27 protein-coding genes are annotated in these 25,991 nt (G+C 65.5%); 9 read left to right on the forward strand and 18 right to left on the reverse strand.

From position 1 onward, the window contains the following. Nucleotides 1–5: 5 nt before the first annotated feature. Complete coding sequence (locus BM125_RS04355) at nt 6–317, reverse strand: endonuclease domain-containing protein (protein ID WP_217647801.1); 312 nt, start codon at nt 315–317, stop codon at nt 6–8. A gap of 136 nt (nt 318–453) precedes the next feature. Further along, the gene (gene hppD, locus BM125_RS04360) at nt 454–1,551 is read right to left on the reverse strand and encodes a 4-hydroxyphenylpyruvate dioxygenase (protein WP_092405288.1); all 1,098 of its coding nucleotides are present in this window, start codon (nt 1,549–1,551) and stop codon (nt 454–456) included. Nucleotides 1,552–1,636: 85 nt separating this feature from the next. Between hppD and BM125_RS04365 the strand changes: the two genes are divergently transcribed. Then, the gene (locus BM125_RS04365; RefSeq protein WP_175497908.1) at nt 1,637–2,092 is read left to right on the forward strand and encodes a MarR family winged helix-turn-helix transcriptional regulator; all 456 of its coding nucleotides are present in this window, start codon (nt 1,637–1,639) and stop codon (nt 2,090–2,092) included. A gap of 378 nt (nt 2,093–2,470) precedes the next feature. Here BM125_RS04365 and BM125_RS04370 read toward each other — a convergent pair whose 3' ends face one another. Both BM125_RS04370 and BM125_RS04375 read right to left on the reverse strand, forming a co-directional pair. Then, nucleotides 2,471–3,985 (reverse strand): peptide MFS transporter, encoded by a 1,515-nt coding sequence (locus tag BM125_RS04370; RefSeq protein ID WP_092405290.1) that lies wholly within the window; start codon nt 3,983–3,985, stop codon nt 2,471–2,473. Nucleotides 3,986–4,096: 111 nt separating this feature from the next. Beyond that, nucleotides 4,097–4,942 (reverse strand): tryptophan 2,3-dioxygenase, encoded by an 846-nt coding sequence (locus tag BM125_RS04375; RefSeq protein ID WP_092405292.1) that lies wholly within the window; start codon nt 4,940–4,942, stop codon nt 4,097–4,099. Between the two features lie 348 nt (nt 4,943–5,290). Here BM125_RS04375 and pdhA point away from each other — a divergent pair, with 348 nt between their 5' ends. From pdhA to BM125_RS04390, 3 genes are all read left to right on the forward strand, one after another. Further along, complete coding sequence (gene pdhA / locus BM125_RS04380; protein ID WP_092405580.1) at nt 5,291–6,367, forward strand: pyruvate dehydrogenase (acetyl-transferring) E1 component subunit alpha; 1,077 nt, start codon at nt 5,291–5,293, stop codon at nt 6,365–6,367. A gap of 77 nt (nt 6,368–6,444) precedes the next feature. Next, nucleotides 6,445–7,425 (forward strand): alpha-ketoacid dehydrogenase subunit beta, encoded by a 981-nt coding sequence (locus BM125_RS04385; protein WP_092405294.1) that lies wholly within the window; start codon nt 6,445–6,447, stop codon nt 7,423–7,425. Between the two features lie 17 nt (nt 7,426–7,442). Next, the gene (locus BM125_RS04390; protein ID WP_092405296.1) at nt 7,443–8,819 is read left to right on the forward strand and encodes a dihydrolipoamide acetyltransferase family protein; all 1,377 of its coding nucleotides are present in this window, start codon (nt 7,443–7,445) and stop codon (nt 8,817–8,819) included. 363 nt (nt 8,820–9,182) lie between these two features. Here the strand turns inward: BM125_RS04390 and ribBA are convergent, their stop codons facing one another. The 14 genes from ribBA to pssA all read right to left on the reverse strand — a co-directional run bounded on the left by ribBA (nt 9,183) and on the right by pssA (nt 21,757). Next, entirely contained in the window at nt 9,183–10,307 is a 1,125-nt protein-coding gene (gene ribBA, locus BM125_RS04395) for a bifunctional 3,4-dihydroxy-2-butanone-4-phosphate synthase/GTP cyclohydrolase II (protein ID WP_092405298.1), read from the reverse strand. 134 nt (nt 10,308–10,441) lie between these two features. Next, a complete protein-coding gene (locus tag BM125_RS04400) occupies nt 10,442–11,056 on the reverse strand; it encodes a riboflavin synthase (protein ID WP_092405300.1) in 615 nt (204 codons plus the stop codon). Continuing rightward, on the reverse strand, nt 11,057–12,142 hold the full coding sequence (ribD, locus tag BM125_RS04405; RefSeq protein WP_092405582.1) for a bifunctional diaminohydroxyphosphoribosylaminopyrimidine deaminase/5-amino-6-(5-phosphoribosylamino)uracil reductase RibD: 1,086 nt from the start codon (nt 12,140–12,142) through the stop codon (nt 11,057–11,059). Between the two features lie 57 nt (nt 12,143–12,199). After that, a complete protein-coding gene (gene nrdR / locus BM125_RS04410) occupies nt 12,200–12,718 on the reverse strand; it encodes a transcriptional regulator NrdR (protein ID WP_092405302.1) in 519 nt (172 codons plus the stop codon). A gap of 174 nt (nt 12,719–12,892) precedes the next feature. Then, the gene (gene glyA / locus BM125_RS04415) at nt 12,893–14,146 is read right to left on the reverse strand and encodes a serine hydroxymethyltransferase (RefSeq protein WP_092405304.1); all 1,254 of its coding nucleotides are present in this window, start codon (nt 14,144–14,146) and stop codon (nt 12,893–12,895) included. A gap of 281 nt (nt 14,147–14,427) precedes the next feature. Continuing rightward, nucleotides 14,428–14,892 carry a ribosomal protein S18-alanine N-acetyltransferase gene (gene rimI, locus BM125_RS04420; protein ID WP_092405306.1) on the reverse strand — a complete coding sequence of 155 codons (465 nt, stop codon included), beginning with the start codon at nt 14,890–14,892 and terminating at the stop codon, nt 14,428–14,430. A gap of 54 nt (nt 14,893–14,946) precedes the next feature. Continuing rightward, nucleotides 14,947–15,432, reverse strand: a complete 486-nt coding sequence (locus BM125_RS04425; RefSeq protein WP_092405308.1) for a hypothetical protein — start codon at nt 15,430–15,432, stop codon at nt 14,947–14,949. Beyond that, nucleotides 15,422–16,051, reverse strand: a complete 630-nt coding sequence (locus BM125_RS04430) for an ABC-type transport auxiliary lipoprotein family protein (RefSeq protein ID WP_092405310.1) — start codon at nt 16,049–16,051, stop codon at nt 15,422–15,424. Before BM125_RS04430 ends, BM125_RS04425 begins: the two co-directional genes overlap by 11 nt. Then, on the reverse strand, nt 16,048–16,974 hold the full coding sequence (locus BM125_RS04435; protein ID WP_092405312.1) for an MlaD family protein: 927 nt from the start codon (nt 16,972–16,974) through the stop codon (nt 16,048–16,050). Before BM125_RS04435 ends, BM125_RS04430 begins: the two co-directional genes overlap by 4 nt. Before the next feature lie 356 nt (nt 16,975–17,330). After that, on the reverse strand, nt 17,331–18,131 hold the full coding sequence (locus BM125_RS04440; protein WP_092405314.1) for an ABC transporter ATP-binding protein: 801 nt from the start codon (nt 18,129–18,131) through the stop codon (nt 17,331–17,333). Beyond that, nucleotides 18,128–18,925 carry an MlaE family ABC transporter permease gene (locus tag BM125_RS04445; protein WP_092405316.1) on the reverse strand — a complete coding sequence of 266 codons (798 nt, stop codon included), beginning with the start codon at nt 18,923–18,925 and terminating at the stop codon, nt 18,128–18,130. The genes BM125_RS04440 and BM125_RS04445 overlap by 4 nt, the downstream gene beginning before the upstream one ends. Continuing rightward, the gene (locus BM125_RS04450) at nt 18,913–19,266 is read right to left on the reverse strand and encodes an STAS domain-containing protein (RefSeq protein ID WP_092405318.1); all 354 of its coding nucleotides are present in this window, start codon (nt 19,264–19,266) and stop codon (nt 18,913–18,915) included. Before BM125_RS04450 ends, BM125_RS04445 begins: the two co-directional genes overlap by 13 nt. Continuing rightward, a complete protein-coding gene (locus tag BM125_RS04455; protein ID WP_092405320.1) occupies nt 19,263–20,969 on the reverse strand; it encodes an ATP-binding SpoIIE family protein phosphatase in 1,707 nt (568 codons plus the stop codon). Before BM125_RS04455 ends, BM125_RS04450 begins: the two co-directional genes overlap by 4 nt. Then, on the reverse strand, nt 20,966–21,757 hold the full coding sequence (pssA, locus tag BM125_RS04460) for a CDP-diacylglycerol--serine O-phosphatidyltransferase (protein WP_092405322.1): 792 nt from the start codon (nt 21,755–21,757) through the stop codon (nt 20,966–20,968). Before pssA ends, BM125_RS04455 begins: the two co-directional genes overlap by 4 nt. Before the next feature lie 145 nt (nt 21,758–21,902). Between pssA and BM125_RS04465 the strand changes: the two genes are divergently transcribed. The 5 genes from BM125_RS04465 to BM125_RS04485 all read left to right on the forward strand — a co-directional run bounded on the left by BM125_RS04465 (nt 21,903) and on the right by BM125_RS04485 (nt 25,725). Beyond that, a complete protein-coding gene (locus tag BM125_RS04465) occupies nt 21,903–22,304 on the forward strand; it encodes a DUF4124 domain-containing protein (RefSeq protein ID WP_092405324.1) in 402 nt (133 codons plus the stop codon). 412 nt (nt 22,305–22,716) lie between these two features. Next, nucleotides 22,717–23,385, forward strand: a complete 669-nt coding sequence (locus tag BM125_RS04470; RefSeq protein WP_092405326.1) for a LemA family protein — start codon at nt 22,717–22,719, stop codon at nt 23,383–23,385. Between the two features lie 11 nt (nt 23,386–23,396). Then, on the forward strand, nt 23,397–24,290 hold the full coding sequence (locus BM125_RS04475; RefSeq protein WP_092405328.1) for a TPM domain-containing protein: 894 nt from the start codon (nt 23,397–23,399) through the stop codon (nt 24,288–24,290). Next, on the forward strand, nt 24,290–24,796 hold the full coding sequence (locus tag BM125_RS04480; protein ID WP_092405584.1) for a TPM domain-containing protein: 507 nt from the start codon (nt 24,290–24,292) through the stop codon (nt 24,794–24,796). Before BM125_RS04475 ends, BM125_RS04480 begins: the two co-directional genes overlap by 1 nt. Continuing rightward, nucleotides 24,796–25,725, forward strand: a complete 930-nt coding sequence (locus BM125_RS04485) for a TPM domain-containing protein (protein ID WP_175497909.1) — start codon at nt 24,796–24,798, stop codon at nt 25,723–25,725. Before BM125_RS04480 ends, BM125_RS04485 begins: the two co-directional genes overlap by 1 nt. Nucleotides 25,726–25,991 lie beyond the last annotated feature (266 nt).

Raw genomic sequence — 25,991 nt, forward strand, 5'->3', positions numbered from 1 at the left:
TCTATTCACCAGACTACGTCGTTGTTCCAGAATCGAACGACCGGCCAGCCTTGCTGTTCGAGTAGAGCCGTTCTGCCTGCATCCACTGAATCCGAATGCTGCGAGCCGTCGAGTTCGAAGATCAAGCGACGTTCAAGACAGCAAGAATCCGCGACAAAGGGTGGGATGGGATGCTGACGACGAAACTTGAAGTTCAGGATCTGCCGACCGCGAATTCGAGCCCACAGCTTGCGTTTCGCTTCAGTCAATTCGCTTCGCAAGCGCCTTGCGCTCGCCAACGTATCGGTAGGCAATGGTGGCTTGATCCCTTCCGGCATATCGACTGACCCAGGCTTTCCAACATCTTCGCGCCGAAAATCTTGTCGCTCGAATGGGCTTCCACCAGTGGGCGCCGATTCTCGGCAATCCGTACCCTCACCCCAACCCTCTCCCGGGGGGAGAGGGAGCTCAAGCTCAGAGCACGCCGCGGCGCATCTGGTCGCGTTCGATCGACTCGAACAGGGCCTGGAAGTTGCCTTCGCCGAAACCCGGGTTGCCCTTGCGCTGGATGATCTCGAAGAAGATCGGGCCGATGCAGTTCTGGGTGAAGATCTGCAGCAAGAGCTTCTTCTTGGTTTCGGCATCGGCATCGATCAGGATGCGGTTCTTCGCCATGCGCGCGACGTCTTCGCCGTGGTTCGGGATGCGCTCGTCGATGACCTCGTAATAGGCATCCGGCGTATCGAGGAATTCGACGCCCTGCGCGCGCATGGCCTCGATGGTCGAATAGATGTCGTCGGTGAAGCAGGCGATGTGCTGGATGCCCTCGCCGTGGTACTCGTTGAGATACTCGTTGATCTGCGATTTCTCGTCCGAGGACTCGTTGAGCGGGATGCGGACCATGCCGTCCGGCGCGGTCATCGCCTTGGACACCAGTCCGGTCTTGGCACCCTTGATGTCGAAGTAGCGGATTTCGCGGAAGTTGAACAGGCGCTCGTAATAGTCCGACCACTTCTGCATGTTGCCGAAGTAGAGATTGTGGGTAAGGTGATCGATGAAGGTCAGGCCGAATCCCTTCGGGTTCTGTTCGGCGCCGGCAATCGGCTCATAGTCGGCGGCGTAGATGTCCCCCGCATCGCCGTAGCGATCGACCAGGTACAGCATGCAGTCGCCAATGCCCTTGACCACCGGCGCGTCGACCGCCTTGCTCTCGGCCTTCTCACCGATCGCCTCACCACCATTGGCGATGACCCGGCTGCAGACTTCGTCGGCAGGCTTGCTGACGCGGATCGCGAAACCGCAGGCGCTCGGTCCGTGCGCCCTGGCAAAATCCGCCGCGAACGAGTCCGTATCCTCGTTGATCAGAAAGTTGACCGTACCCTGCCGGTAGACCGTGATCGGCCGGCGCTTGTGCTTGAGCACGGCAGTGAATCCCATCCTGCGGAAATAGGCGTGCAGCTTCATCGGCTCGGGCGAGGCGAACTCGACGAATTCGAATCCGTCGATTCCCATCGGATTCTCGAACGTCGTAACCTGCATGCCGGTGTTCGCGGTCTGAAGCTGGGCGTTCATGGCGGAATCCTCGCTGTTCGTTCGGCTGCCTGGTGAACCTGCCATAATAGTTACACCTGAAACCATCCGCAAGAGGCAAGGCCCCATGCCCGGTCACGCGCTGCTCGAACTCGAGACTTTCCTGCCCTACCGCCTCTCGGTGCTTTCGAACACGCTGAGCCAGGCCATCGCGAAGGTCTACGAGAAGCGTTTCGACCTCTCGGTCACCGAATGGCGGGCCATGGCCGTACTGGGCTACTGCGCCAACCTCTCCGCCCGCGAAGTCGCGGAACGTACGGCCATGGACAAGGTGGCGGTCAGCCGCGCGGTCGCCCGGCTGCTGGCCAAGGGGCATATCGAACGCGGCACGGCCCGCCATGACAAGCGCCAGTCGGTGCTGCGCCTGTCCGAGGAAGGCTGGAAGATCTACGACCAGGTGGCGCCGCTGGCGCTCGAACACGAGCAACGCCTGCTCGCCCACCTGAACGAGGAGGAACGCCAGTGGCTGGCGCGCATCCTCGATACCCTGTGGCAGGCCGAGCTGGTCGAGTCGAAGCGCTGAAGCAACGACGAAGCAGCAACGCGGGAACGGCCATCGAAGCCCGCGTCACGATTCGTGCTCTTCGTAGGAGCGCCTTCAGGCGCGATGCGCTTCGCCGGACCTGAAGAAATGGCATCGCGGCTAAAGCCGCTTCCAACAACGAAGCCGCAACGCAAGGACCGCCATCGAATCCCGCGCCACGCAACGCAAGCTTTTGGCCCCGTAGGAAGAGCCTTCAGGCTCGACGCTTTTCGATAACGTGCGAGAAAAAACATCGCGGCTGAAGCCGCTCCCAACAACGAAGCGACAACGCAGCCGCGGCCAGCGAAGCCCGCGCCTCCCGACGCAGGCTCATGCCAGCAAGCGCACCGATACCCGATGCGCCCTGGAATACGGCCCCTACTTCACCCCATGCATGAGCTTGTTGATCAGCGGTGCGATCAGGAACAGGAAGATGCCGGCGCCGAGCAGCAGCCAGAAGCTGAAGGTGAATCCGCTCAGGGCCGAGGCCACGGTCATGCCGGTTTCACCGCTGACCTCACCGGCGAAGATGCCGGACAGGTTGTTGCCGATGGCCGTGCTGAGGAACCAGCCGCCCATGGCCAGGCCGACGAAACGGATCGGCGCGAGCTTGGTCACCATCGACAGACCGATCGGCGACAGGCAGAGCTCGCCGGCAGTCTGCAGCACATAGACCAGGACCAGCGGCCAGAACGGGATCAGACCATCGGCCCCGACCAGGTTCTTCAGCGCATACATCAGCACGAGAAAGGCGATCGCATTGCCGAGCAGGCCGAGACCAAACTTGCGCGGGATCGATGGCTCCATCTTCTTGCGGCCGAGATAGCCCCAGATCATTGCTGCGATCGGCGCGAGCAGGACGATCGCGACCGGATTGACCGACTGGAACCAGCCGACCGGGAATTCCCAGCCGCCGAACATCTTGCGGTCGACGATGCCTTCGGCAAGGAAGTTGAACGAGCTGCCGGCCTGCTCGAAGAACATCCAGAACAGCACGTTGAACAGGAAGATGATCAGCATGGCGATGACCCGATGGGTCTGCACCTTGCCTTCGCGAATCGCCTCGACCAGCAGCATCACGGCGAGGCCGACGAACAGCGTCGCCAGCAACCAGGCAAGGATTTCGGCGCCGACCCTGTCGATGAGCAGGTAGACGATCGGCACCGAAACGGCGGCACCGACGATCACCCCAATCATGCTCTTCATGCCATTGCGGTCCGCCGGCGGTTCGCCGATGCCCTTGAGCTGGGCGCGACCGAACCAGAACCAGAGGAAGCTGATGATCATGCCGGCGCCGGTGGCGGCAAACACGACCTTGTAGTTCTGCTGCATCGGCGTGTCGGTGATCACGCTGGCCAGCCAGCCGGTGACCAGCGGGGCGACCAGCGCACCGGCGTTGATTCCCATGTAGAAGATCGTGAAGCCGCGGTCGCGACGATCGTCGCCGACGCCATAGAGCTGGCCCACCATGGTCGAAATGTTCGGTTTGAACAGGCCGTTGCCGACGATGACGAGGGACAGACCGAACACGAACAGGTCCTGGTTGGGCAGCATGATCGTGAACAGGCCGGCGGCCATGATCAGGGCGCCGAGCAGGATCGAACGCTGGTAGCCGATGATGCGATCGGCGACATAACCACCGAACAGCGCGGTGGCATAGACCAGGGCCAGGAAGGCGCCATAGGTGCGGCTCGCATACCCTTGCCCGGAGGCATCGCCGTCGAAGAACTGGGCCACGATGTAGAGGGTCAGCGCCCAGCGCATGCCATAGAACGCGAAGCGTTCCCAGAACTCGGTCATGAACAGCATCCACAATGGCCGCGGATGGCCCAGCGCGTCCTTGAACTCGTATGGCGGTGGAGCCGGTGTCGCGGAATCGGTGGCGCCGGTCATGCAGTTCTCCCTCGATGAACAGTGGTTAACCGATTGAGGATTACCGACTGCGCAGGTCCCCGTCAAATCAAAGCGCTCCTGCTGCGCCGCAGCATCCGCAAGATTCCACGTTCAGCTACCGATAACGGTACGCACGTCGAGCAGTTCCGGGAAGAAGGTCAGTTCGAGCGCCTTCTTGAGGAACGCGACGCCCGAAGACCCGCCCGTTCCTCGCTTGTGCCCGATGATGCGCTCGACCGTCTTCATGTGGCGGAAGCGCCAGAGCTGGAACGATTCCTCGACATCGACGAGTTGCTCGCAGAAGTGGTACTCCGCCCAGAATTCATCGGCGTTTTCGTAGATGCGCTTGAACACCGGCACGAGATCGGCGCGGTAGCGATGCGGCTGCGACCAGTCGCGCTCGACGCAACCGGCCGGGATGGCATGGCCGGAACGATGCAGGTAGCGCAGGAATTCGTCATACAGGCTCGGCGATTCGAGGGCCCGGCGCAGTTCGGCCTGGCGCGGTGGATCGTGTTCGAACACGGCGAGCATGTCGGCATTCTTGTTGCCGAGCAGGAACTCGATCATTCGGTACTGGTGCGACTGGAATCCCGAGGCCGGACCGAGCACGTGGCGGAACTCCTGGTATTCGGTCGGCGTCAGCGTTTCGAGGACGGCCCACTGCTCGAACAGCTGGCGCTGGATCTGCTTGACCCGGGCCAGGATCTTCAGGCACGAGTCAGTCTGGTCGATCGCGAGCAGACCGATCGCCGCCTGCAGTTCGTGGATGACCAGCTTCATCCACAGTTCGCTGACGTGGTGCTGGACGATGAACAGCAATTCGTCGTGGTGCGGCGGATTGCTGATCGGACGCTGTGCCGAGAGCAGGGTCTCCAGTTGCAGATAACCGCCGTAGGTCAGGCGATCACGCAGATCGATTTCGATGCCTTGTTCGAGTTCGCGCCGGTTTTCCATGGTTCGAGCGGTTTCCGTGAGGGCAAGGAGCAGGCCAAGCTACCCGAGCCGGAACACCATCGCCAGTCCCGGCCATTCGCCCGCGCAGGGTCGGCCCATTGCTGCGGCGGGCCTTGCGCGTCGACGCAGCGCTTGCTATCAAGTACGGACTCGTCGTGGCGCAGGGCCACGCATCGGCGCAGTCTCGAGCCGTCCGGCACTGGATCCGGATTCCGCACGAAACGTTCGCACCGTTCCCGCAGACCCGTCGGCTGTCCGGACGGTGCGCCGCGACGACACGTCACAGCTCCGGCCGATGCTTGGCCAATTCGCGCCGTCATTGCGAGGCGCGGTCCAGTGGAGAAACCCGTGCCCATAGCCGCCACCTTCGAAATCGAATACCTGCAATACCTCGACGCCGAGGGCAAGCTGGTCCGCGACGACCTGCCCGCATTCGCCCGCGACACCAAGCAACTGGTCAAGCTGTACCAGGAAATGCTCATGGTGCGTGTGTTCGATGCCAAGGCGATCGCCCTGCAGCGCACCGGAAAACTCGGCACCTACGCGCCTTGCCTCGGTCACGAGGCCACCTATCTCGCGATCGGCAGCACCATGCAGGAAGACGACTGCTTCGCGCCAAGCTATCGCGAATACGGCGTGCAGTTCCATCGCGGCGTCAAGCCTCGCGAATTGCTGATGTACTGGGGCGGCGACGAGCGCGGCAGCAATTTTTCCGGCCCGGCCCATGACTTCGCCTGGTGCGTGCCGATCGGCACGCAATGCCTGCACGCGGCCGGTTCCGCACTCGCCTTCAAGATCCGCAAGGAGCCGCGCGTCGCAGTCTGCACGATTGGTGATGGCGGTTCCTCGAAGGCCGATTTCAACAGCGCACTGAACGTCGCCGGCGCAATGTCGCTGCCGCTGGTCGCCGTGATCGTCAACAACGGTTGGGCAATCTCGGTGCCGCGCGACGCGCAGACCGGGGCCCGGACCCTGGCCCAGAAGGGCATCGCCGCCGGCCTCGAATGCCTGCAGGTCGACGGCAACGACCTGATCGCGATGCGCGCGGCCATGGACCACGCGCTCAAGCGCGCCCGCCACGGCCATGGCGGCATGGTCATCGAGGCGGTCACCTACCGCCTGTCCGACCACACCACGGCCGACGATGCGCGTCGCTACCGTTCCGAACAGGAGGTCAAGGACGCCTGGGCGCGCGAACCGCTGCGCCGCATGAAGGCCTACCTGATGTCGCTCAATGCCTGGACCGAGGACGAGGAGACGGCCTGGAAGGCGCAGTGCACGAAATACGTCGATGCCGAGGTCAACGCCTATCTCGAGACGAAGGCGCAACCGGTCGAGGCGATGTTCGACTACACCTATGCCGAACTGCCGGCCGACCTGCTCGCCCAGCGCGAAGAGGCGATCGCCTGGGAGAAGCGCACGTGAACCATACCGTCATGATCCGCAGCGCGCGGCGATCGCCGCAAAACGTCCGTTTGGGCTAGGCAAGAGGGAACGAAACCATGGCCCAAATCACCCTGATCGAAGCAGTCACCCAGGCCCTGGCCTGGGAAATGAAACATGATCCGAGCGTGGTCGTGCTCGGCGAGGATGTCGGCGTCAACGGCGGCGTGTTCCGCGCCACGCTCGGCCTGCTCGACAAGTTCGGCGCCGAGCGCGTGATCGATACGCCGCTCGACGAGACCACGATCGGTGGCATCACGGTCGGTCTCGCCGCGCAGGGCATGAAACCGGTCGCCGAAGCCCAGTTCGAAGGCTTCATCTACGGCATGCTCGAACAGATCATTTGCCACGCCGCGCGCCTGCGCAATCGCACCCGCGGGCGCATGAGCGTGCCGGCTGTGTGGCGCGCGCCCTGGGGCGGCGGCATCCGCGCCCCCGAGCATCATTCCGAAGCAAACGAAGCGCTGTTCACGAACGTGCCGGGCCTGCGCGTGGTCCTGCCATCTTCACCCGGTCGTGCCTATGGCCTGCTGCTCGCTTCGATACGCGATCCCGATCCGGTCATCTTCTTCGAACCCAAGCGTATTTACCGCCAGTACAAGGAAGAAGTGCCCGACGATGGCGAAGCGCTGCCGCTCGATGTCTGTTTCGTTTTGCGCGATGGCAGCGACGTGACCCTGGTGACCTGGGGCGCGCAGGTCAAGGAAACCCTCGAGGCCGCCGATGCTCTGGCCGAGGAAGGCATCAGCGCCGAAGTCATCGACGTGGCCACCCTGAAGCCACTCGACTTCGACACGATCCACGAATCGGTGCGCAAGACCGGGCGCTGCGTGATCGTCCACGAAGCACCGCGCACGGCCGGATTCGGTGCCGAGATTTCCGCCCGCCTGGCCGAGCATGCACTCTACGACCTCGTTGCCCCGGTCGAGCGGGTGACCGGATACGACACCCACATCCCGCTGTTCCGCCTCGAAATGAAATACCTGCCGAGCGTCGAGAAGATCGTCGCCGCGGCGAAACGCACCCTGGCCGTGAGCTGAGCCGACGGAGTCGATGCATGAGCGAGACCAAGACATTCCATCTTCCCGATCTCGGCGAAGGCCTGCCCGACGCGACCATCGTCGAGTGGTTCGTCAAGCCCGGCGACGTGGCCACCCTCGATGAACCGCTGGTCTCGATGGAGACGGCGAAGGCCGTCGTCGAGGTGCCCTCGCCGTTCTCGGGCAAGGTCGTCAAGCAGCACGGCAAGGCCGGCGACGTGATCGAGACCGGCGCAGCGCTGATCGATATCGAACTCGATCCGAACCTGCCGCAGCGCGCCGACGCCGAGTCGACCGGGCATCACCACGGCCCGCCGAAACCGGCCAAGGCCAAGGTGGATGCCGAGAATGCCGCGGAAATATCCGATGCGCCGGCAACCGCCGAAGACGAGCGCGCCGACTCGGGCACCGTGGTCGGGGCCATGGAAGCCGGCGATCGCGTGCATGCCGAGCAGGCCTCGAGCGTCGGTGGCGTCAAGGCCGTGCCGGCCGTGCGCGCACTGGCCAGGAAGCTCGGCGTCGACCTCGGCCGGGTCAGGCCGAGCGGCGCCGACGGCGTCGTCACCCTGAAGGACGTGAAGGCGGCCGCGGAGTCGGGAACGGCGCGGATCGGAACCTCACCTGCGCCAGCGCGGACTTCGCCTGAGCAATCCACGCCGCACGCCGCGGCCGCACCTTCGCGTTCCGCGGGCGAACGCACGGCGCTGTCCGCGTCGGGCAAGCCGATGCGGACCACGCCACCGACGCAGACCGCGAGCGGACAACCGGAACAGCTCAAGGGCGTGCGTCGCAACATGGCCCGCGTCATGGCCGCCGCGCACGCGCAGGTCGTGCCGACAACGCTCTGCGACGACGCCGACATCCACGCCTGGGCGCCGGGCAACGACATCACCGTGCGCCTGATCCGCGCCCTCGTCCGCGCCTGCCAGGCGGTCCCTGCCCTGAACGCCTGGTTCGATGGCGAGAACCTGACCCGCACCCTGCATCCGCAGGTCGACATCGGCATCGCCGTCGACACCGACGACGGGCTGTTCGTACCGGCGCTGCGCAATGCCGACGTGCTCGACGCGAACGGCATCCGCCAGGCCATCAATCGCCTGCGCGACCAGGTCAGCAACCGCAGCATCCCGGCCGAGGAACTCAAGGGCTACACGATTTCGCTGTCGAACTTCGGTATCTTCGCCGGGCGTTATGCGACGCCGATCGTGGTGCCGCCGACCGTGGCCATCGTCGCCGCCGGCAAGGGCCGCCACCAGATGACCCCGGTCATGGGCGGATTCGAATCGCACAAGGTCATCCCGCTGTCGCTGACCTTCGACCATCGCGCTGCGACCGGCGGCGAAGCGGCGCGCTTCCTGCGCGCCATGCTCGACGACCTGGCGCTGCCGAACTAGCGTGCTCCGTCGCGGCGGCAAGCCTGCCTCGCCTCATGGCGGTGGGGGATGCATTGGCGCGAAAGGAATCAAAGACACTGGATCCCTGCCTGCGCAGGGATGACGAGCCAAAGGGCTGAAGGTGCCGTGCAGGTTCGCCGACTCCGACCGTCGCAAACCCCAGCCTGGCGAAATCCGCTGGTCTCCGGATTCGATCCACGCTCGAACGGCTTCTTTTCTACCCATTGCCCCCAAGGCCGTGCGAGGGAAATCCGTTTGTCCCCGGATCGATGTCCGGGGCAGGCTCTGAGCCAGTCGAGGGATGAACGGCAATCTTCGGGAAATCCGTTCGCCGCCGGACCAGGTCCGACGGCGAACGGTTGGTCAGGAATTTTTCCGGGAATCCTGGCGGCTCGCGGCGGCGTCCTCGTAGCCGACGATCTCGAGGTCGAAGCCGGCCAGGCCGACCAGCTTGCGCGGCGTGCCGAGCACGCGCAGATGGCGCACGCCGAGGTCGGCGAGGATCTGCGCGCCAATGCCGTTGCGGCGCCATTCGCGGGCCGGGTCGCCATCCCGGTTCGGCGGCGTTCCGGCCAGGCAGTCGAGCAAGGCTTCGGTCTCGCCCGCTTCGCTGAGTACGACGACCACGCCGCGATCCTCGTCGGCCACGCGGCGCAGGGCCGCGGTCACGGTCAGGCCGAGATCGTCGCGGCGCAGATGCAGCACGTCCGACAGCGTATTGCGCACGTGCACCCGGGTCAGCACGGGCTTGCCATCGGCCACGTCGCCGCGCACGAGGGCGAAGTGCAATGCCTTGTGCAGCAAATCGCGCCACACCACGAGGCGGAATGCACCGAATTCGGTGTCGACTTCGACGTCGCGCACGCGCTCGATCGTGTTTTCCGTTTGCAGGCGATAGCGGATCAGGTCGGCGATCGTGCCGATGCGCAGCCCATGCTTGCGCGCGAATGTCTCGAGGGCCGGACGCCGCGCCATGCTGCCGTCTTCATCCATGATCTCGACGATCACGCCGGCCGGCTCGAGGCCGGCCATGGTGGCGAGGTCGCAGGCCGCCTCGGTGTGTCCGGCGCGCACCAGCACGCCGCCGGTCTGCGCGGCCAGCGGAAAGATGTGGCCGGGCTGGGCCAGGTGCTCGGGGCGCGCGTCCTTCGCCACCGCGGTGCGGATCGTGTGCGCGCGGTCGTAGGCCGATATGCCCGTGGTCACGCCCTCGGCCGCTTCGATCGAGACTGTGAAGTTGGTGTGATGCGAGGAGGTATTGTTGTGCACCATCGGCTTCAGGCCGAGCTGCCGGCAACGCGCCGCGGTCAGGGTCAGGCAGACCAGTCCGCGCGCCTCGCGGACCATGAAGTTGATGTCTTCCGGACGCACCTTTTCGGCCGCCATGACGAGGTCGCCTTCGTTTTCGCGGTCCTCGTCGTCGAGGATCACGACCATGCGGCCGGCGCGGATGTCGTCGAGGATGTCGGGGATCGTGTCGAAGCTCATGGCGGGTGTCCGTCAAATGGCATGAATGGCGCTTGCTACCTGGAAGTATGGCTGCCGGGGTTGTAGGAAGCGGCTTCAGCCGCGATGCTCTTCGTTGGACATCAGCAGCAGGAGCATCGCGGCTGAAGCCGCTCCTACAGGGGTTGTGTCTCGGTGTCGCGGAATTCGATCAGGCGCTCGGCGTAGCGCGCCATGCGATCGACCTCGATATTGACGGCATCGTCGATGTGGCGCTCGCGGAACGTCGTGACCTCTTGCGTGTGCGGTATCAGGTTGACGCCGAAGCGCAGGCCTTCGACCTCGTTGACGGTCAGGCTGACGCCATCGATGCAGATCGAACCCTTGCCCGCGATGTAGCGCGCCAGCGTCGCCGGAACCTCGAAAGTCCAGCGCTGCGAACGCGCATCGGCCTGGATATCGACGACGCGACCGAGGCCGTCGACATGGCCCGAAACGAGGTGGCCGCCGAGGCGGTCGCTCAGGCGCAGCGCCTTTTCGAGATTGACCGCCGCACCGGGTTCGAGCGCGCCGAGCGTGGTCAGCCTGAGGGTCTCCAGCGAGACGTCGGCGGAAAACCGATCGGTCGTGATGTCGAGTGCGGTCAGGCAGACGCCGGCGACGGCAATGCTGTCGCCGCTGCGCACGTCATCGAGCGCCAGCGTTGCGGTCTCGAAAACCATGCGCCGGTCGCCGCCGCGGATTTCGCTGGACGCAAGATGGCCGATGGCCTGGACGATTCCGGTGAACACTCAATTCTCCTCGGGACGCAGCAGCCAGCGGCTGTCCGTCCCCAGCATGCGCTGGTCGACGGTCTTCAGCTTCCAGCGCGCCGACATGTCGGTCAGCTGCGGCAGCCCCAGCAACGGGTTTGCGCGATCGCCCAGCAGCACCGGCGCGATGTACAGCAGAAGTTCGTCGACCAGGCCTGCGGCCAGCAACGCACCGCACAGGGTTGGGCCAGCCTCGACCTGGATCTCGTTGACCTGGCGCCGCGCCAGTTCGCCGAGCACGGCCTTCAGATCGAGACGATCGCCGGTCATTTCAACGCCGACGCGCTCGGCCGGACCGAAGTCGCGCTCGACTGGCGCGCCATCACGGGCATGCACGAGCAGGGTCGGCGCAGTTCCGTCGAGCACGTGGGCATCCGCCGGCAGGCGCAGCCGACTGTCGAGAATCACGCGCAGCGGCGCGACCGCTGCAGCATCGGCGTCGTGTTCCGCGGCGTGTGGCAGGCGCACAGTCAGTCGCGGATTGTCCGCGCGCACGGTGCCGAGCCCGGTCAGGATCGCCGAACTACGCGCACGCCAGCGTTGCACGTCGGCACGCGCCGCCTCGCCGGTGATCCATTTCGATTCGCCATTGGCCAGCGCGGTGCGCCCGTCGAGACTCATCGCGAGCTTGAGCCGGACCCAGGGTCGGCCACGCTCGATGCGCGAGAAGAAACCGCGATTGAGCTCGCGCGCGAGCGGCTTCATCAAACCGGTTTCGACCGCGATAGCCGCAGCGCGAAGGCGTTCGATACCGCGCCCGTCGACCTCGGCAAACGGATCCTCGTGGGCGATCACGACGCGGGAGATGCCGGCGGCGACCAGGGCATCGGCACAGGGCGGCGTGCGGCCGTGGTGGGCGCAGGGTTCGAGCGTCACATAGGCAGTGGCGCCACGCGCCTGCGCCCCTGCTTCGGCCAGCGCGAATACCTCGGCGTGCGGGCCGCCCGCGCGTACATGCCAGCCGCGGCCGACCACATCCTCACCCTGCGCGATGACGCAACCGACGCGCGGATTCGGCTGGGTCGTGAACAGGCCGCGTTCGGCCAGGCGCAATGCCGCGGCCATGTGCGCGTGGTCGATCGCGCTGCAGTCGCTCATCGGATCACCGGCACGATGCGCTTTTCAGCCCTTGCCCTTGCGCGCCATCGAGCCGCCGAGCAGGGGCAACTGCATGCCCTCGAGGGCCGGCAGGTCGCGTTCGAGCTTTTCGATCTCCTCGCGGAAGGCCTGCACGTCCTCGAAGCTGCGATAGACCGAGGCGAAGCGCACATAGGCCACCTGGTCGAGCTTCTTCAGTTCGCGCATGACGAACTCGCCGACCCGCAGCGAGGCTACTTCGCGTTCGCCGCTGCGGCGCAGGTCGTCGATGACGACGCGCACGGCGGCGTCGACCTCGTCGCTGGACACCGGCCGCTTCTGCAGGGCGCGATCGAAACTGGTGCGCAACTTGCGCTCGTCGAAGGCCTCGCGACGGCCGTCGGACTTGACCACCGCCGGCAGCTTCAGTTCGGCCGTCTCGAAGGTGTTGAAGCGCTCCCCGCAATGCTCGCACTCGCGCCGCCGTCGGATCGTCGCGCCATCATCGGAGACGCGCGAATCGATCACCCGGGTGTCTTCATGCTGGCAGAACGGGCAGTGCATCAGTGAGCCGGGATTCGGGATTCGGGATTGGGGATTCGAAACAGCGAGTGAGAGGGAATCTTGAAGGCAGACCGGGAGCATGCGGAGAACGGGCTTCTATCGAATCCCGAATCCCGAATCCCGAATCCCGGCTTCAGCCCGAATCCCGAATCCCGAATCTCGAATCCCGGCCCCCTAGCCATACACCGGATACGCCCTGCACTGCTCGGTGACCTTGTCACGCACGGCGCTGATGACGGTGTCGTCGTTCGGGGCGTCGAGGACGTCGGCGATCCAGCCGGCGAGATCGGCGCAGTCCTTTTCGCCATAGCCGCGCGTGGTCACGGCCGGCGTGCCGATGCGCAGGCCCGAGGTCACGAAGGGCGAGCGCGGATCGTTCGGCACGGCGTTCTTGTTGACCGTGATGTGGGCCTTGCCGAGCGCGGCTTCGGCATCCTTGCCGCTCGACTCGCGGCCGATCAGGTCGATCAGCATCAGGTGGTTCTCGGTGCCGCCCGAGACGATCTTGTAGCCGCGCGCCATCAGCGTCTTCGCCATGGCCTTGGCATTGGCCACGACCTGGGCCTGGTAGGCCTTGAACTCGGGTTGCAGGGCTTCGAGGAAGGCGACCGCCTTGGCCGCGATCACGTGCATCAGCGGGCCACCCTGGATGCCCGGGAAGACGATCGACTGCAGCTTCTTTTCGAGCTCCTCGCCGAGGCCCCTGGCGATGATGAATCCGCCGCGCGGGCCACGCAGGGTCTTGTGCGTGGTTGAGGCGACCACGTGCGCATGCGGCACCGGGCTCGGATAGACACCGGCCGCGATCAGGCCGGCGACGTGGGCCATGTCGACGAAGAAGATCGCCCCGACCTTGTCGGCGATTGCGCGCATGCGCGCCCAGTCGACCACCTGCGAATAGGCGCTGAAGCCGCCGACCAGCATCTTCGGCTTGTGCTCGACGGCCAGGCGCTCGACCTCGTCGTAGTCGATCAGGCCGTGTTCGTTGACGCCATATTGCACGGCGTTGAACAGCTTGCCCGAGATGTTCGGCTTGGCGCCGTGGGTCAGGTGGCCGCCGTGGGCCAGGCTCATGCCGAGGATCGTGTCGCCCGGCTTGAGCAGGGCCAGGTAGACCGCCTGGTTGGCCTGCGAGCCCGAATGCGGCTGCACATTGGCGTAGTCGGCGTCGAACAGCTGCTTGAGGCGGTCGATGGCGAGGCGCTCGGCGATGTCGACGTATTCGCAACCGCCGTAATAGCGCTTGCCCGGGTAGCCCTCGGCGTATTTGTTGGTCATCACCGAACCCTGCGCTTCGAGCACGCGCGGACTGGCGTAGTTCTCCGAGGCGATCAGTTCGACGTGATCTTCCTGGCGGGTAGCTTCGGCCTGGATCGCTGCTGCCAGTTCAGGATCGAAACCCTCTATTCGCAAACCCTTGGAAAACATCGACAAACCCTTGGCGGCCGTGGCGGGATGCGCATGTTACCGCGTTGCAGCAGGGATGTCGGAATCCGCGCCCCTGGGGCCAGATCCGGCGGGCGAAGGAGGGCCTGATCAGGCAGCAAAGGCGTCATGGCGTGCAGAAAACCGTCCACATCTGCACCGTGGCGAAGTGAGGGCTGCTCGCCTGGACGAGCCGCACAACGCATAGGGGGAGCGGTCTGGCCGCTACTTTTTAACGCCGAATCAATCGGTTAGGCGTCATCGCTTTTTGGCCAGATCCTGCCCTAGCGGCCCAGGGAAGGCGGCCAGGTCTCATGCCCGGGCGCCAGCAGTTCCATGGCCATGACGATGGCATCCTCGCGACCGCGCGGCCCCGGGTAGTAGTTCGGGCGCTTGCCGATCTCGTTGAAGCCGGCGCTGTCGTAGAGGGCGATCGCGGTGGTGTTGGAGGGGCGGACCTCGAGGAACACCCGTTCGGCCCGATGCCAGCGGGCCAGGTCGAGCATTCTCGACAGGACACGGCGGCCATGGCCGCGGCCCTGCTCGGCCGGCGCGACGCACAGGTTGAGGATATGCGCCTCGCCGCCGGCCACCGAGAGCACGCCGTAGCCGATGATTTCGGCCGAACGCTCGAGCACCCAGCATTCGTAGCCGGCGGCCAGACAGTCGCGAAAGATCCCGAAGGTCCACGGGAACGGATAGGCGGACAGTTCGATGCGCGAGATCGCTTCGAGGTCCTCGCGCCGCATGGCGCGAAAACTCGAGATCGGCTCCTGCAGGTTGGCAACCACGGCCGCGTCCGCTCAGTCCGGGTGGCGGGCGCGTGGGAACTGCCGTGCGAGGCGCTTGATCTCGCCCCACAGAGCCTGCTTGGCTGCCGCCTCGCCCACCAGAGTCGGCGCGGCGCCGGCAACGACCCAGGCGATTTCATTCTGGCGCTGTGCAGGCAGGGCCGCGCCGAGGTCGCGGGCCAGGCGCTCGCCGAGCACGATCAGACCGCGCGCGTCGGCGATGGCACCGACATCGGCATGACTCGTCTGCACGGCCAGCCCGGCCAGCCGGCAGGCGCGCTGCAGATCGGCCAGGAAGCGTGTGGGGGCACTCTCGTGGCCGATGATCAGGATGTCGGTCGGGGCGTCCGCGCCCTGCCGTGAAGTGGCATCGGACAATGCCGGCGCTGGCGCAGGCGCAGTTGCATCGCTGGCCGGCTGCACGCGCGCAGCCGCGCGCGGCAGATAGACATCGACGCCGATCTCGGCGAGCAGGCGCAGGCCGTACTCATCGAGCATGCTCGAGTTCCTGGCTCTTGATCAGGTCGGCGTGGAACTCGACGAAGATCTGGTCGACCGCCGCGAACATCGCTTCGGTGGCCGAGATCAGGCGCTTGTCGGCCGCCGGCACGTCGGCGTGGTAGATCTCGTTGGTGAGAGGAGTACCGTCGGGCCGGTCGGCGCGCAACCTCAGCACGACACTGGCGATGTGGCCGCCCTCGGGCGTCGGCACGCGCTCGAAGCGCAGGATCTCGCCGCTGATGCGCACCGCACCCTGGCTCGCGGCGAGCGCCTGGATCACCAGCGGTGCCATGTTGGCTTCGCGCAGTTCGATCTGCAGGCGGCGCTGCAAGAGGCGCGTCGGCGGATCGGTCCAGAGCTGGTAGTGGAACTGTCGCAGTTCCTCGGCAGCGGGATCGAGCGCGTAGATCAGGGCGCGGTCGGCATACAGGCCGTTGGCTTCGAACAGGCCGACCACGATCGGATCGACGAACACGGGCTTTTCGCTGCGCGGAAGCTGCTGCGGCTTGCTCATGCGGAAGTAGGTGTGGTCGGGCACGCCCGGCACGTTGCCGCAACCGGCAAGGAAGAGTGCGGCCAGCAGCATCAGCAGGGCCATCGGTCCGGCAGGTCTCATGGCGCGTCTTCCTCCAGCTTGTCCGGTTCCGGCGAACGGATCAGTTGTCCGGGGTTGCGCCGGATCTCGCGACTGAACTCGTCGAGGTTGCGCGTCGCCGACTCGAGATGATGGGTGATCACGTCCATGCGGCTGGACAGGCTGGCCATGACCGTGGCGAGATCGGTGACCGCGCCGCGGATGTCGCCGCGATTCTCACGCGCCATGTCGGCCAGTTCGCCGACGGTATCGTCGAGGGTCTTGCGTGTTTCGCGCAGTTCCTTGCTGAGCCCCTCGACATTGCCGAGGATGCCGGCCACGGCCGCGCGGTTCTGCGGTTTGAGCAGGTCGTCGAGTGCATCCGAAGCGCCATTGAGCTTGCCGAGCAGGGTCTGCGCCTGGCCGAGGATCTCCGGCGCGCTGCTGTCCAGCGTGCCGGTGATCGAATCGACGCGCTGCGACAGCAGGGTGACCAGCGGCGTGATCTTGTCGCGGGTCAGGGTCGAAACCTGACCGGCCAGTTCACCGACCGCGGCGAACACGTCGGCGGTTTCCGCGCCCTTGATCTCGGCGCCGGGCGCGAGCACGGTCCGGCTGCTGCCTTCCTTGATGCCGACCGACATGTCGGCGAGCAGTCCGCTCGACTGCAGGCTGGCGACACTGTCGTCGGGGATGGTCCAGTCGCGGCGAACCGAAAGGGTGACCTGGTAGCGCGTGCCGCTGGTATTGCGCTGCGGCTCCACCTCGCTGACTTCGCCGATGCGGTAGCCCTCGTAGAACACCGGCGCGCCGTAGCGCAGCCCGGTCACGTTGCGGTAGTGCACGATGTAGTCGGTCGAAGCGCCGCTGCGGCCCGTTATCAGGGCCAAGCCGACCAGCAGCAGGACCAGCGCCACGGCAACGACGGCTCCAACCAGGACATAGTTGACGGTGTCGCGTTTCACGGTGCGCTTCCCCCCGAAGGTCGGTGCATTCTAGGGAGGGTCTGACCAAGTAGCAAAGCCGTCATGGCGTTCAGAAGGTTTTCCACATGTGCGGCGCGGCGAAGTGAAGGCTGGTTGCCTTGACGAGGCGCGCGGTGCATGTGGAGAGCCTTCTGGACGCCACCTTTTCAGCCTCCAATCAATCTGTTGGCGCGACGCCTGCCTGCGCGCAGATCTTTGTTGCGCCGCCTTGAAAGACGGCCAGTCCTTCTGCGTCGGCGCGTTGCGACCTGCACACAGGCAGACGTCGTGACGGCTTTGCTACTTGGTCAGACCCTCCCTGGCGTCTGTTGGAAATCCGATGCGTTCGTGGCGTTTCATTCGGTTTCTCCGACCAGCCGCTGCAGGTATTCGTCTGCATCGACGTGGACCTCGCGCGGGCGCCGGTTGAGCAGGTCCTGGATGCGTTCGTTGTCGGCCGCGCGCACGTCCGCCGTGGTCCCCGTCATCAGCACGTTGCCCTGGTCGAGCACGGTGATCGTGTCGGCGATCTTGAACGCGCTGTCGAGTTCGTGGGTGACGACGACGATGGTCATGCGCAAGGCGTCGCGCAGGCGCAGGATCAGTTCGTCGAGCTCGGCCGAGACGACCGGATCGAGGCCGGCCGACGGTTCGTCGAAGAAGAGCAGGCGCGGATCCATGACCACCGCACGCGCCAGCGCGGCGCGCTTGATCATGCCGCCCGAGAGCTGGCTCGGCATGAGGTCCTGGAAGCCGCCGAGATTGACCACCTCGAGCTTGAGCCGGCTCATGATGCGGATGGTCTGCTCGTCGAGGCTGGTGTGCTCGCGCAGCGGCAGGGCGACGTTGTCGCCGACCGTCATCGAGGTCAGCAGCGCGCCGCCCTGGAACGACACGCCGATGCGCTTGCGCACCTCGAGCTTTTCGCGATCGCTTGCCGTGGCCAGATCAGTGCCGAACAGCCGCACCGAGCCCGAGACCGGTCGGTTGAGGCCGAGCATGTGCCGCAGCAGGGTGCTCTTGCCCGAACCCGAGCCGCCCATGATCACGCGGATCTCGCCCGGATGGACGGTGAAGTCGACGCCATTGAGGATGCGCCGCTTGCCATACCAGGCTTCGAGCTTCTCGACTTCGATCAGGGGCGCAGGCGCAGTCATCGGTTGAGGAAATAGGAAAAGATCATGTCGGCAACGATGATCCAGCAGATCGACAGGACCACCGCACGCGTCGTCGCGCGACCGACGCCCTCGGCGCCGCCGACCACCGAGAATCCCGTGCTGACCCCGATCAGGGTGATCAGCAGGGCGAATACGGCGCTCTTGGCGATGCCCTGGCCGAGATCGCCGGGATCGAGCAACGACATCGTCTGCAGCATGTAGGCGCTCGGCGTGATATCGAGCGCCGGCGCGCTGTACAGGGCCGCGCCGTAGATCGCCACGGCGTCGGCGAATACGGTCAACAGCGGCAGCATGATCAGCATCGCGATCAGGGCCGGCGCGACCAGGTAGCGGACCGGGTCGATGCCGATCACGGCCAGCGCATCGACTTCCTGGGAAACCGTCATCGAGCCGATGCGTGCGGCCAGCGCCGACCCGGAACGACCGGCGACGAGGATCGCGGTGATCAGGGCGCCGAACTCGCGCGTCACCGACTTGGCCACGGCAACGACGACTTGTGACTGCGCGCCGAACTCGCCGAGCGCGGAGACGAACTGGATGCCGAGCATGATGCCGACCGTGAAGGCGAGCAGGCAGACGATCGGCAGGGCGTCGACGCCGATCTGGCGCATCTGCTCGAGCACCGCGCGCAGGCGCAGCGGCTGGCCGATGCGCCAGCCAACCATCGAAAGGTACAGCGATTCGACCAGCAACATGGCCGCATAGCCCATGCCGCTCAGGGCCCCAGCGGTGGCCCTGCCGAGCTTGCCAAGCGGTCGGGTCAGGGCTTCCAAGCCGGTGCACCGGAAACGTTGGGAATGGCTTCGATGTCGGCGACGATCGGGAAGACGCGGTCGAGCCGGGCCAGCTCGAGCACGGCGCGCACCGAATCGCTGACCGCGACCAGGGCAAAGCTGCTGCCCTTCGAGCGCGCATTCTGGAAGCCCTCGACGAGGGCCGCGATGCCGGACGAATCGATGTAGCTGACTTCGCTGAGGACCACGCCGACGCGCGTGCTCGTGCTCAACGCCTCGAGCACGGCCTGGCGGACCTGCTGCGACCAGGACAGGTCGACTTCGCCACGCAGCCGGATCAGCGTGCAGCCTTCGGCGGTTTCCTGTTCGATACCGTTCATTCGTGATCTTCCCCGTTCCTTCGCGTGAGGCTGATGCGCTTGTGCATGACCAGCCGGTTGCCCTTGCCGTCGGGCCTTGCCTGCAATGTCCAATCGTCCATTACCGAATCGATCAGCGCCACCCCGAGCCCGCCACTGCGACATTCGCCGAGCGGTTTCGGCCGCACCCGCGCCGGATCGACCGGCGGCGCCGTGTCGAACAGGCGGAATTCGAGGATGCCGCCATCGCTGGTCAGGTGCAGATCGATATCGCCCGAATCGTCCGGACCGTAGGCATGGCGGATGATGTTGCAACAGGCTTCGTCGATGGCGAGGACGAGTTTATCGCGAATGCCGGTTTCGACGCCCGCATCGTCGAGGGTCGTGCGCAGCAGCGAGCGAATCTCGCGCATCTGCTCCGGTCGGGCCGGAAAGCGGCGCGTGAGCAGGACCTCGGGGCCTTGCGGATGGATGCGTTCGATCAGCAGCAGGGTGGTGTCGTCGACCAGGCGCAGGTGCTTGAGCTCCGAGAACATGCCGCGCAGGCGCGGTTCGGCGGATGCACCGGCATGGCGCTGGATCAGCGCACGGACGCCCTCCGAGCCGATGGTCTGGCGTTGCGCATCACGGACGTCGGTGACGCCGTCGGAAAAGCAATACAACGACGCGTCGTCGAGGTCGATCTCGTGGCCGTCGAAGGTCATGCCCGGCAGGATGCCGAGCGGCGCGCCGCCGGACAGGTATTCGGTGAATTCGCCGCGCCGATAAAGCAGGGCCGGCGGAAATCCGGCCGCGGCGATGTGCACATGCCTGGCCAGGCGGTCGCTATGGCCGACCAGGGCACAGACGAAGCGCCCGTCGAGGCTGGTCTGGCAAAGCTCCTCGTTGACCCGCTCGAGCCACAATTCGGGCTCCGTTCCTTCCTTGCCTATCCAGCGCAGCAGCGAGGCGACACGGACCATCAGCAAGGCCGCATCGAGGCCCTTGCCCGAGACATCGCCTATGAAGAAGCCGATACGCCCGTCGGGCAGGTCGAAGTAGTCGTAGAAGTCACCGGAGATCTCGTGCGCCGGCAGGTTCACCCCGAGCAGCGGGAACCCATTGCGCCGGCGCTTCGGCAGCAACGATTTCTGCATGCGCCGGGCCAGGTCGAATTCGCGTTTCATGCGCGCCTGCTGCACGAGTTCGTTGGCCATGCGTGCATTGTTGATGGCCAGCGAGGTCGGCGCGGCGATCAGGCGCAGGATCTCGGCGTCGTCGGCGGTGAAGACTCCACCGCTACGCTTGTTGACCACTTCGAGCGCGCCGATCGGCCCCTTGGCCGTGGCCAGCGGCGCGCAGAGCAGGCTGCGCGTGACGAAGCCGGTATCGCTGTCGGTCGAGTGATCGACCCGCGCGTCGTTGAGTGCATCGGCCACGACCTGGCTGGCATTTTCCGCCACCGCGCGGCCGACCACGCCCTGCCCGGTCGGAATGCGCAGGCCGGCGATATCGATCGGGCCCACGCAGACGCGGCATTCGAGCGTGGTGCCGCTTTCATCGAGCAGGAACAGCGAGGCGGCTTCGGCACCCATGAAGTCGGCGATCCGGTTGACCGCTTCGCTCAAGGTCTGGCGCAGGTCGAGCGAGACCGCCAGGGTTTCCGACAGATCGGCAAGGAAGGCCAGCGCACGCGCCTGATCGGCCGGGGCCGAATCATGCTGCATGGCTGGCACGCTGCTCATTCCTCGCTGCGCTCGCTGTGACGCAAGGCACGCTGTTCGCGCCAGCGGCGCAGGCCCCACAGGGTCATGACCGGTCCCGACAGCACGTACAGCGCTGCGATGCCGAACAGGACCCGGGCCGGGTCGACCGCCAGGGCTACGAAGACCAGCAGTGCGGCCGGAATCCAGATGAACGGCACGCGGTCCGAGGTAGGCCACGCCTTGAAGCTGAAATAGCGCACGTTGCTGACCATCAGCAGGCCGGCCACCACGGCGATGACCGGGGTGATGAACTGCACCTCGAGCCCGCTCATGTCGAACTTCTCGATGGTCCAGACGAAGGACATGCATAGCCCGGCCGCGGCCGGGCTGGCGAGGCCCTGGAAATAGCGCTTGTCGGCCACCCCGACCTGGGTGTTGAAACGGGCCAGGCGCATCGCCGCGCAGGCCGCGTAGATGAAGGCCGCGGCCCAGCCGATCTTGCCCCACAGCGATCCGTATTCGGTCAGCGAAGACAACGACCAGGTGTACATGACCAGGGCCGGGGCGAGGCCGAAACTGACCAGGTCGGAAAGCGAGTCGTACTGCACGCCGAAATCGCTCTGGGTCCCGGTCAGGCGGGCCACGCGGCCGTCCAGCCCATCCAGCACGCCGGCCACGAAAACGGCGAGCGCGGCGTCGGAATAACGCCCGCCGATCGCCGCGATGATGGCGTAGAACCCGGCGAACATGGCCCCCGTCGTGAACAGGTTGGGCAACAGATAGATGCCGCGGGGTCGCTTGCGCGGACTGGTGGGTGTTTCTTCCATGCCGACTGCCGTTCCGGAAAGTGTGTCGAGTTTAGCTTATCGTTGCGATTTATCGGCGAAGTGCTTGTAAGACAACGAAACTAGTGCTATCCAGTGCCCTGATTCCAAGGGCCAACTGTCGGCTCGCACCGACGCGGAGACCATCATGAAGCCCAGCTTGTTCGTTATTGCCCTGCTCTGCCTTGTCGCCGCCCCTGCCGGCGCCCAGCAGGTTTACTCCTGGACCGATGCCAACGGTACCAAGCATTTCTCGGATACGCCGCCACCGCCGAACACCCCGACCGCCAAGAAGCTGGTCGTGCGCAACGGCGTCACCAGCGAGGAAGCCGAAGCGCCGGCGGACGCAGCCCCGAAGGAAGGCCCGACCATGGCCGCCGCGGCCGGCTACAGCCCCGAAGACATCACCCGCAACTGCGCGGCCGCGCGCAAGAATCTCGACGCCTACAATGCCGCCAAGCCCGGCGAAGATGCGGATCCGGAAACGCAGATCCAGTACCAGGAAAACATCAACAAGGCGATGTCGCAGATCAAGCTGTTCTGCGGCTGATTCGCGGTCCGACCACGGCCGACGCGCGCGTCCGGACCTGCCCCGCCGGCGCCTGGAGCGAATCTCGCCCCGCCTGAAGTGCACCCGCATCTCGGCGCCGCCGCGCGCGCAGCGCCATCGATAGCCGGCTGTACGTTCAGGCACGACGCACCGGCAGCCTGGCGCCCTCTCACCTCGAGCCGAATGCCAAGGTCGTAATCCCGGCAGCGTGCGCGCGTGCGGCTTTTTTGCGGCAAGACGTTCGCTTTCGCCCCGTCGCGGCATTTCCCTCCCTGCAAAGCTGGGCGACCGGGATCTCGGTCATTCTATCGGTCGGGATGTCCGCCCCGTGGATTTGCGCGTTGCGCGCCCCGCCGAATGTCGGGCGCCGATCGCGGTCGCCAGGATCGCAGGACAATGAGGGACTGGGGACATGCGCCGTATACAGACGATTTGCTTGTGCATGCTTTTGCCGTTCCTGTTCGGCGGCTGCGGCTACAACAGGATCCAGAGCGCCGATGAGGATGTGAAGGCGCAACTTGCCGAGATGATGAACCAGTACAAGCGCAGGGCGGATCTCGTACCCGCCCTGGTCAACACGGTCACCGGCTACGCGACCCAGGAACAGGAGGTGCTGATCCGCGTGGCCGAGGCACGCGCCCGGGTCGGCAGCATCCAGGCTTCGGAAGAACTCGCCGACGACGCGCCGGCGATGGCCCGTTTCCAGGCCGCCCAAGGCGAACTGTCCTCGGCCCTGTCGCGGCTGTTGATGGTCACGGAGAACTATCCGGTGCTCAAATCCGACGAACGCTTCCGCGACCTGCAGGTGCAACTGGAAGGCACCGAAAACCGCATTGCCGTTGCGCGAACCCGGTACGTGCAGTCGGTGCGCGACTACAACGTGCTGATTCGCGGGTTCCCAGTGAATACGACGGCGAGACTGTTCGGCTACAGCGTCAAGCCGAACTTCGAGGTCGCCAATCCGGACGAGATCGCCAGGCCACCGGAAGTGGACTTCTCCGAGCTGGCATCGCGGCGTTCGCTGTCTCCAGCGCCGACCGCTGCGCGGCAACCGCAAGCCGCACCTGACGCAACTGACTGACGGTCCTCGCGATGAGCACCCCTGTTCGCCATTGGCAGGCCTGGGCCCTGGGTGTGGCCCTCGGCGCCTGCGCCGGGCAAGCCCTTGCCGCGGTTTCCGTGCCCGTGCTCAAAGCCCATGTCACCGACACCACCGCGACCCTGAGCGAACAACAGAAGTCGGCGCTGGAGGACAAGTTGCGCGCCCTCGAACAGCGCAACGGCGCGCAATTGCTGATCCTGATCGTGCCGACCACGCATCCGGAAACCATCGAGCAATTCGCCACGCGCGTTTTCGATGCCTGGAAGCCCGGCCGCAGCGGGATCGACGACGGCGTCTTGTTGCTGTGGGCGAAGAACGACCGCACCCTTCGCATCGAAGTCGGCTACGGACTGGAGGGCGCCCTCCCCGACGTGGAGGCCGGCCGCATCATTGCCGATACGCTGCGACCACGGTTTCGCGAGCAGCTTTACGCCGCCGGTCTCGACCTGGCGACCGATCAGCTGATCGGCCTGATCGACGGCGAAGCGCGTTCGTCGGCTCGCACATCGCGCGGCGGAACACGCTATCCGATCGGCGATTTCATCGATCGCTATTTTCCGGCCGTGTTCGCCTTTCCGTTCGTCATCGGCATCGTTTTCTGCTGGCCGAAGGGACGGGAATTTTCAGCGGCGCTGACCGCCACTGTCATCGGTACCGGCGTGACGTGGAAGATGGACTACCTGCCGCCGGAATTGCTGCCGGGGGCAGCCTTCCTCTACTTCCTTTCCGGACTGGTGTTCGCCTTCAACCTCATTCCGTTCGCTCGCATCGCACGGGGATTCGCAAGCGGGGATGGCATGGGCGGCTGGTCAGGTGGCGGTGGCGGCGGCAGCTGGTCGGGCGGCGGCGGTCGTTCCGGCGGCGGCGCATCGGGGAGTTATTGATGAATCGCTGGCGTCGCCTGGCGGCAAACGCATTGGGTGCCTGGTGGGCGACCGAACGGTATTTCCCGGAAAGCAGCTTCGAGCGCATCGCTGCCCGCATCGCCGAATCGGAAACCGGCCATCGGGGCAATATCGTATTCGCCATCGAGGCACGAATCGGTCTGAAATCCGTTGCACGGGGCTGCACGCCGCGTCAACGCGCCGAGGAAGTATTCGCCCAGCTGGAAGTCTGGAACACTGCCGAAAACGCCGGGATCCTGGTCTACGCGCTGCTCGCCGAACGCGCCATCGAGATCGTGGCCGATCGCGGGATTGCGCGGGTCGTCCCCGACCCGCAATGGAGCAGGATCTGCCTGGATACCGCAGCAGCCTTCGCCCGCGGAGAGTTCCTGGCCGGCGCACTGACCGCAGTCGATGCCCTGTCCGGACTGTTGCGCCAGGCGCTGCCGGCGCTACCGGACATCCCGCGCGAAAACGATTTGATCGACCGCCCGGTGCTGCTGTGATGCAACGGAACGCGCGTCGCGTGGGCCTGGCCGCCTTGCTTGTCGTCGGCGCCCTGCTGGGTTCGCAGGGAAGCTGGCCGGACGCATGGCCACGCGCCCTTCGTCGCGAGACGCTCTGGGCCTCGATGTTGCTCGGGCCGATCGCCCTGATCGCCCTGCTTTTCCCGCAATGGCCGAAACCGGTCAAGCTCGCCGTGTCGCTCTCCGTCACGGTTTCGCTTCTTCATCTGGCAAACGCCCCTTCGATCATGGTCTTTCTCGCCACCCCGCTGCTCGCCTTGCTGGCCATGCGCAGGGAGTGGAGCAAGATGTATCACGGCGGCCGGCGGCCGAAGAGCACGGTTCGCAGCGATGGTGAAACGCGCGCATCGGCCAGCCAGGGCGAGGTGGCAGCCGCGCCGAGCCGAACAACGGCATCTCGCTGGCAGACCATTCGCCGCGTGATCGTGCATTCGTTGCTGGCACCGTTGCTGTCGGGGCGCTGGTACACCCGCACCCTGCAACAGGCCATCGACCAGCGCATCGCCGAATCCGGACGCGGTCATCTCGGCAGGATATTCGTGGCGCTGGAGACGCGCTGGCCCGTCGTCGACATCCGTCGCGGACTTTCTCCGCTCCAGCACGCGCGGAACAGGTTTTCCGAAATGGGCGCATGGAATACCGAGCGGAACAATGGTGTCCTGATACAGATCCAGATGGCCGAGCGTGCAGTCACCGTGGTGGCGGATCGCGGCATTGCCGAGCGCGTCGAACCCAGGCAATGGCAGGTCATTGCCGACGAACTGTCGGCACGGTGCGCGCGCGGCGAATTCCAGGCCGGCCTGCTGGAAGCGATCGACCGCGTGGCTGCGCTGTTGCGCGCCTGTTTTCCGGCGACACTCGCCAGCGCGGACCTCAGCGGACGGGATGACATCCCGGTGCAACCATGAGCGCACGATTCGAATATTTCATGCAGCACTACGTGCCGACGTTTTTTGCCTGGCTGTTCTTCACTACTTTTGCCGCAGGCCTGCTGGGCATGGCCTGCGAAACGTTTCGCCTTCCGATGTGGGCCAGGCCAATCCTTGTCGCGGTGTTTGTCGTCGCCATCTGCTGGTACCTCGAAGCGCCGCCCTGGATGCTGCCCCTGTCCGGTATCTGCAGCGCACTGATCGCGCGGACCATCTCTGACGTCCAGTTCGAGCACTACATCCGT

This window comes from Dokdonella immobilis, assembly GCF_900115085.1.
GTDB classification, from domain to species: Bacteria; Pseudomonadota; Gammaproteobacteria; order Xanthomonadales; family Rhodanobacteraceae; genus Dokdonella; species Dokdonella immobilis.

Excerpts from the sequence above, each read along its gene's own strand:
- BM125_RS04355 (WP_217647801.1), bottom strand. The coding sequence starts at position 317 with ATGCCGGAAGGGATCAAGCCACCATTGCCTACCGATACGTTGGCGAGC.
- hppD (WP_092405288.1), bottom strand. The coding sequence starts at position 1,551 with ATGAACGCCCAGCTTCAGACCGCGAACACCGGCATGCAGGTTACGACG.
- BM125_RS04365 (WP_175497908.1), top strand. The coding sequence starts at position 1,637 with ATGCCCGGTCACGCGCTGCTCGAACTCGAGACTTTCCTGCCCTACCGC.
- BM125_RS04370 (WP_092405290.1), bottom strand. The coding sequence starts at position 3,985 with ATGACCGGCGCCACCGATTCCGCGACACCGGCTCCACCGCCATACGAG.
- BM125_RS04375 (WP_092405292.1), bottom strand. The coding sequence starts at position 4,942 with ATGGAAAACCGGCGCGAACTCGAACAAGGCATCGAAATCGATCTGCGT.
- BM125_RS04385 (WP_092405294.1), top strand. The coding sequence starts at position 6,445 with ATGGCCCAAATCACCCTGATCGAAGCAGTCACCCAGGCCCTGGCCTGG.
- BM125_RS04390 (WP_092405296.1), top strand. The coding sequence starts at position 7,443 with ATGAGCGAGACCAAGACATTCCATCTTCCCGATCTCGGCGAAGGCCTG.
- ribBA (WP_092405298.1), bottom strand. The coding sequence starts at position 10,307 with ATGAGCTTCGACACGATCCCCGACATCCTCGACGACATCCGCGCCGGC.
- ribD (WP_092405582.1), bottom strand. The coding sequence starts at position 12,142 with ATGGCCGCGGCATTGCGCCTGGCCGAACGCGGCCTGTTCACGACCCAG.
- nrdR (WP_092405302.1), bottom strand. The coding sequence starts at position 12,718 with ATGCACTGCCCGTTCTGCCAGCATGAAGACACCCGGGTGATCGATTCG.
- glyA (WP_092405304.1), bottom strand. The coding sequence starts at position 14,146 with ATGTTTTCCAAGGGTTTGCGAATAGAGGGTTTCGATCCTGAACTGGCA.
- rimI (WP_092405306.1), bottom strand. The coding sequence starts at position 14,892 with ATGCGGCGCGAGGACCTCGAAGCGATCTCGCGCATCGAACTGTCCGCC.
- BM125_RS04425 (WP_092405308.1), bottom strand. The coding sequence starts at position 15,432 with ATGCTCGATGAGTACGGCCTGCGCCTGCTCGCCGAGATCGGCGTCGAT.
- BM125_RS04430 (WP_092405310.1), bottom strand. The coding sequence starts at position 16,051 with ATGAGACCTGCCGGACCGATGGCCCTGCTGATGCTGCTGGCCGCACTC.
- BM125_RS04440 (WP_092405314.1), bottom strand. The coding sequence starts at position 18,131 with ATGACTGCGCCTGCGCCCCTGATCGAAGTCGAGAAGCTCGAAGCCTGG.
- BM125_RS04450 (WP_092405318.1), bottom strand. The coding sequence starts at position 19,266 with ATGAACGGTATCGAACAGGAAACCGCCGAAGGCTGCACGCTGATCCGG.
- BM125_RS04455 (WP_092405320.1), bottom strand. The coding sequence starts at position 20,969 with ATGAGCAGCGTGCCAGCCATGCAGCATGATTCGGCCCCGGCCGATCAG.
- pssA (WP_092405322.1), bottom strand. The coding sequence starts at position 21,757 with ATGGAAGAAACACCCACCAGTCCGCGCAAGCGACCCCGCGGCATCTAT.
- BM125_RS04465 (WP_092405324.1), top strand. The coding sequence starts at position 21,903 with ATGAAGCCCAGCTTGTTCGTTATTGCCCTGCTCTGCCTTGTCGCCGCC.
- BM125_RS04470 (WP_092405326.1), top strand. The coding sequence starts at position 22,717 with ATGCGCCGTATACAGACGATTTGCTTGTGCATGCTTTTGCCGTTCCTG.
- BM125_RS04475 (WP_092405328.1), top strand. The coding sequence starts at position 23,397 with ATGAGCACCCCTGTTCGCCATTGGCAGGCCTGGGCCCTGGGTGTGGCC.
- BM125_RS04480 (WP_092405584.1), top strand. The coding sequence starts at position 24,290 with ATGAATCGCTGGCGTCGCCTGGCGGCAAACGCATTGGGTGCCTGGTGG.
- BM125_RS04485 (WP_175497909.1), top strand. The coding sequence starts at position 24,796 with ATGCAACGGAACGCGCGTCGCGTGGGCCTGGCCGCCTTGCTTGTCGTC.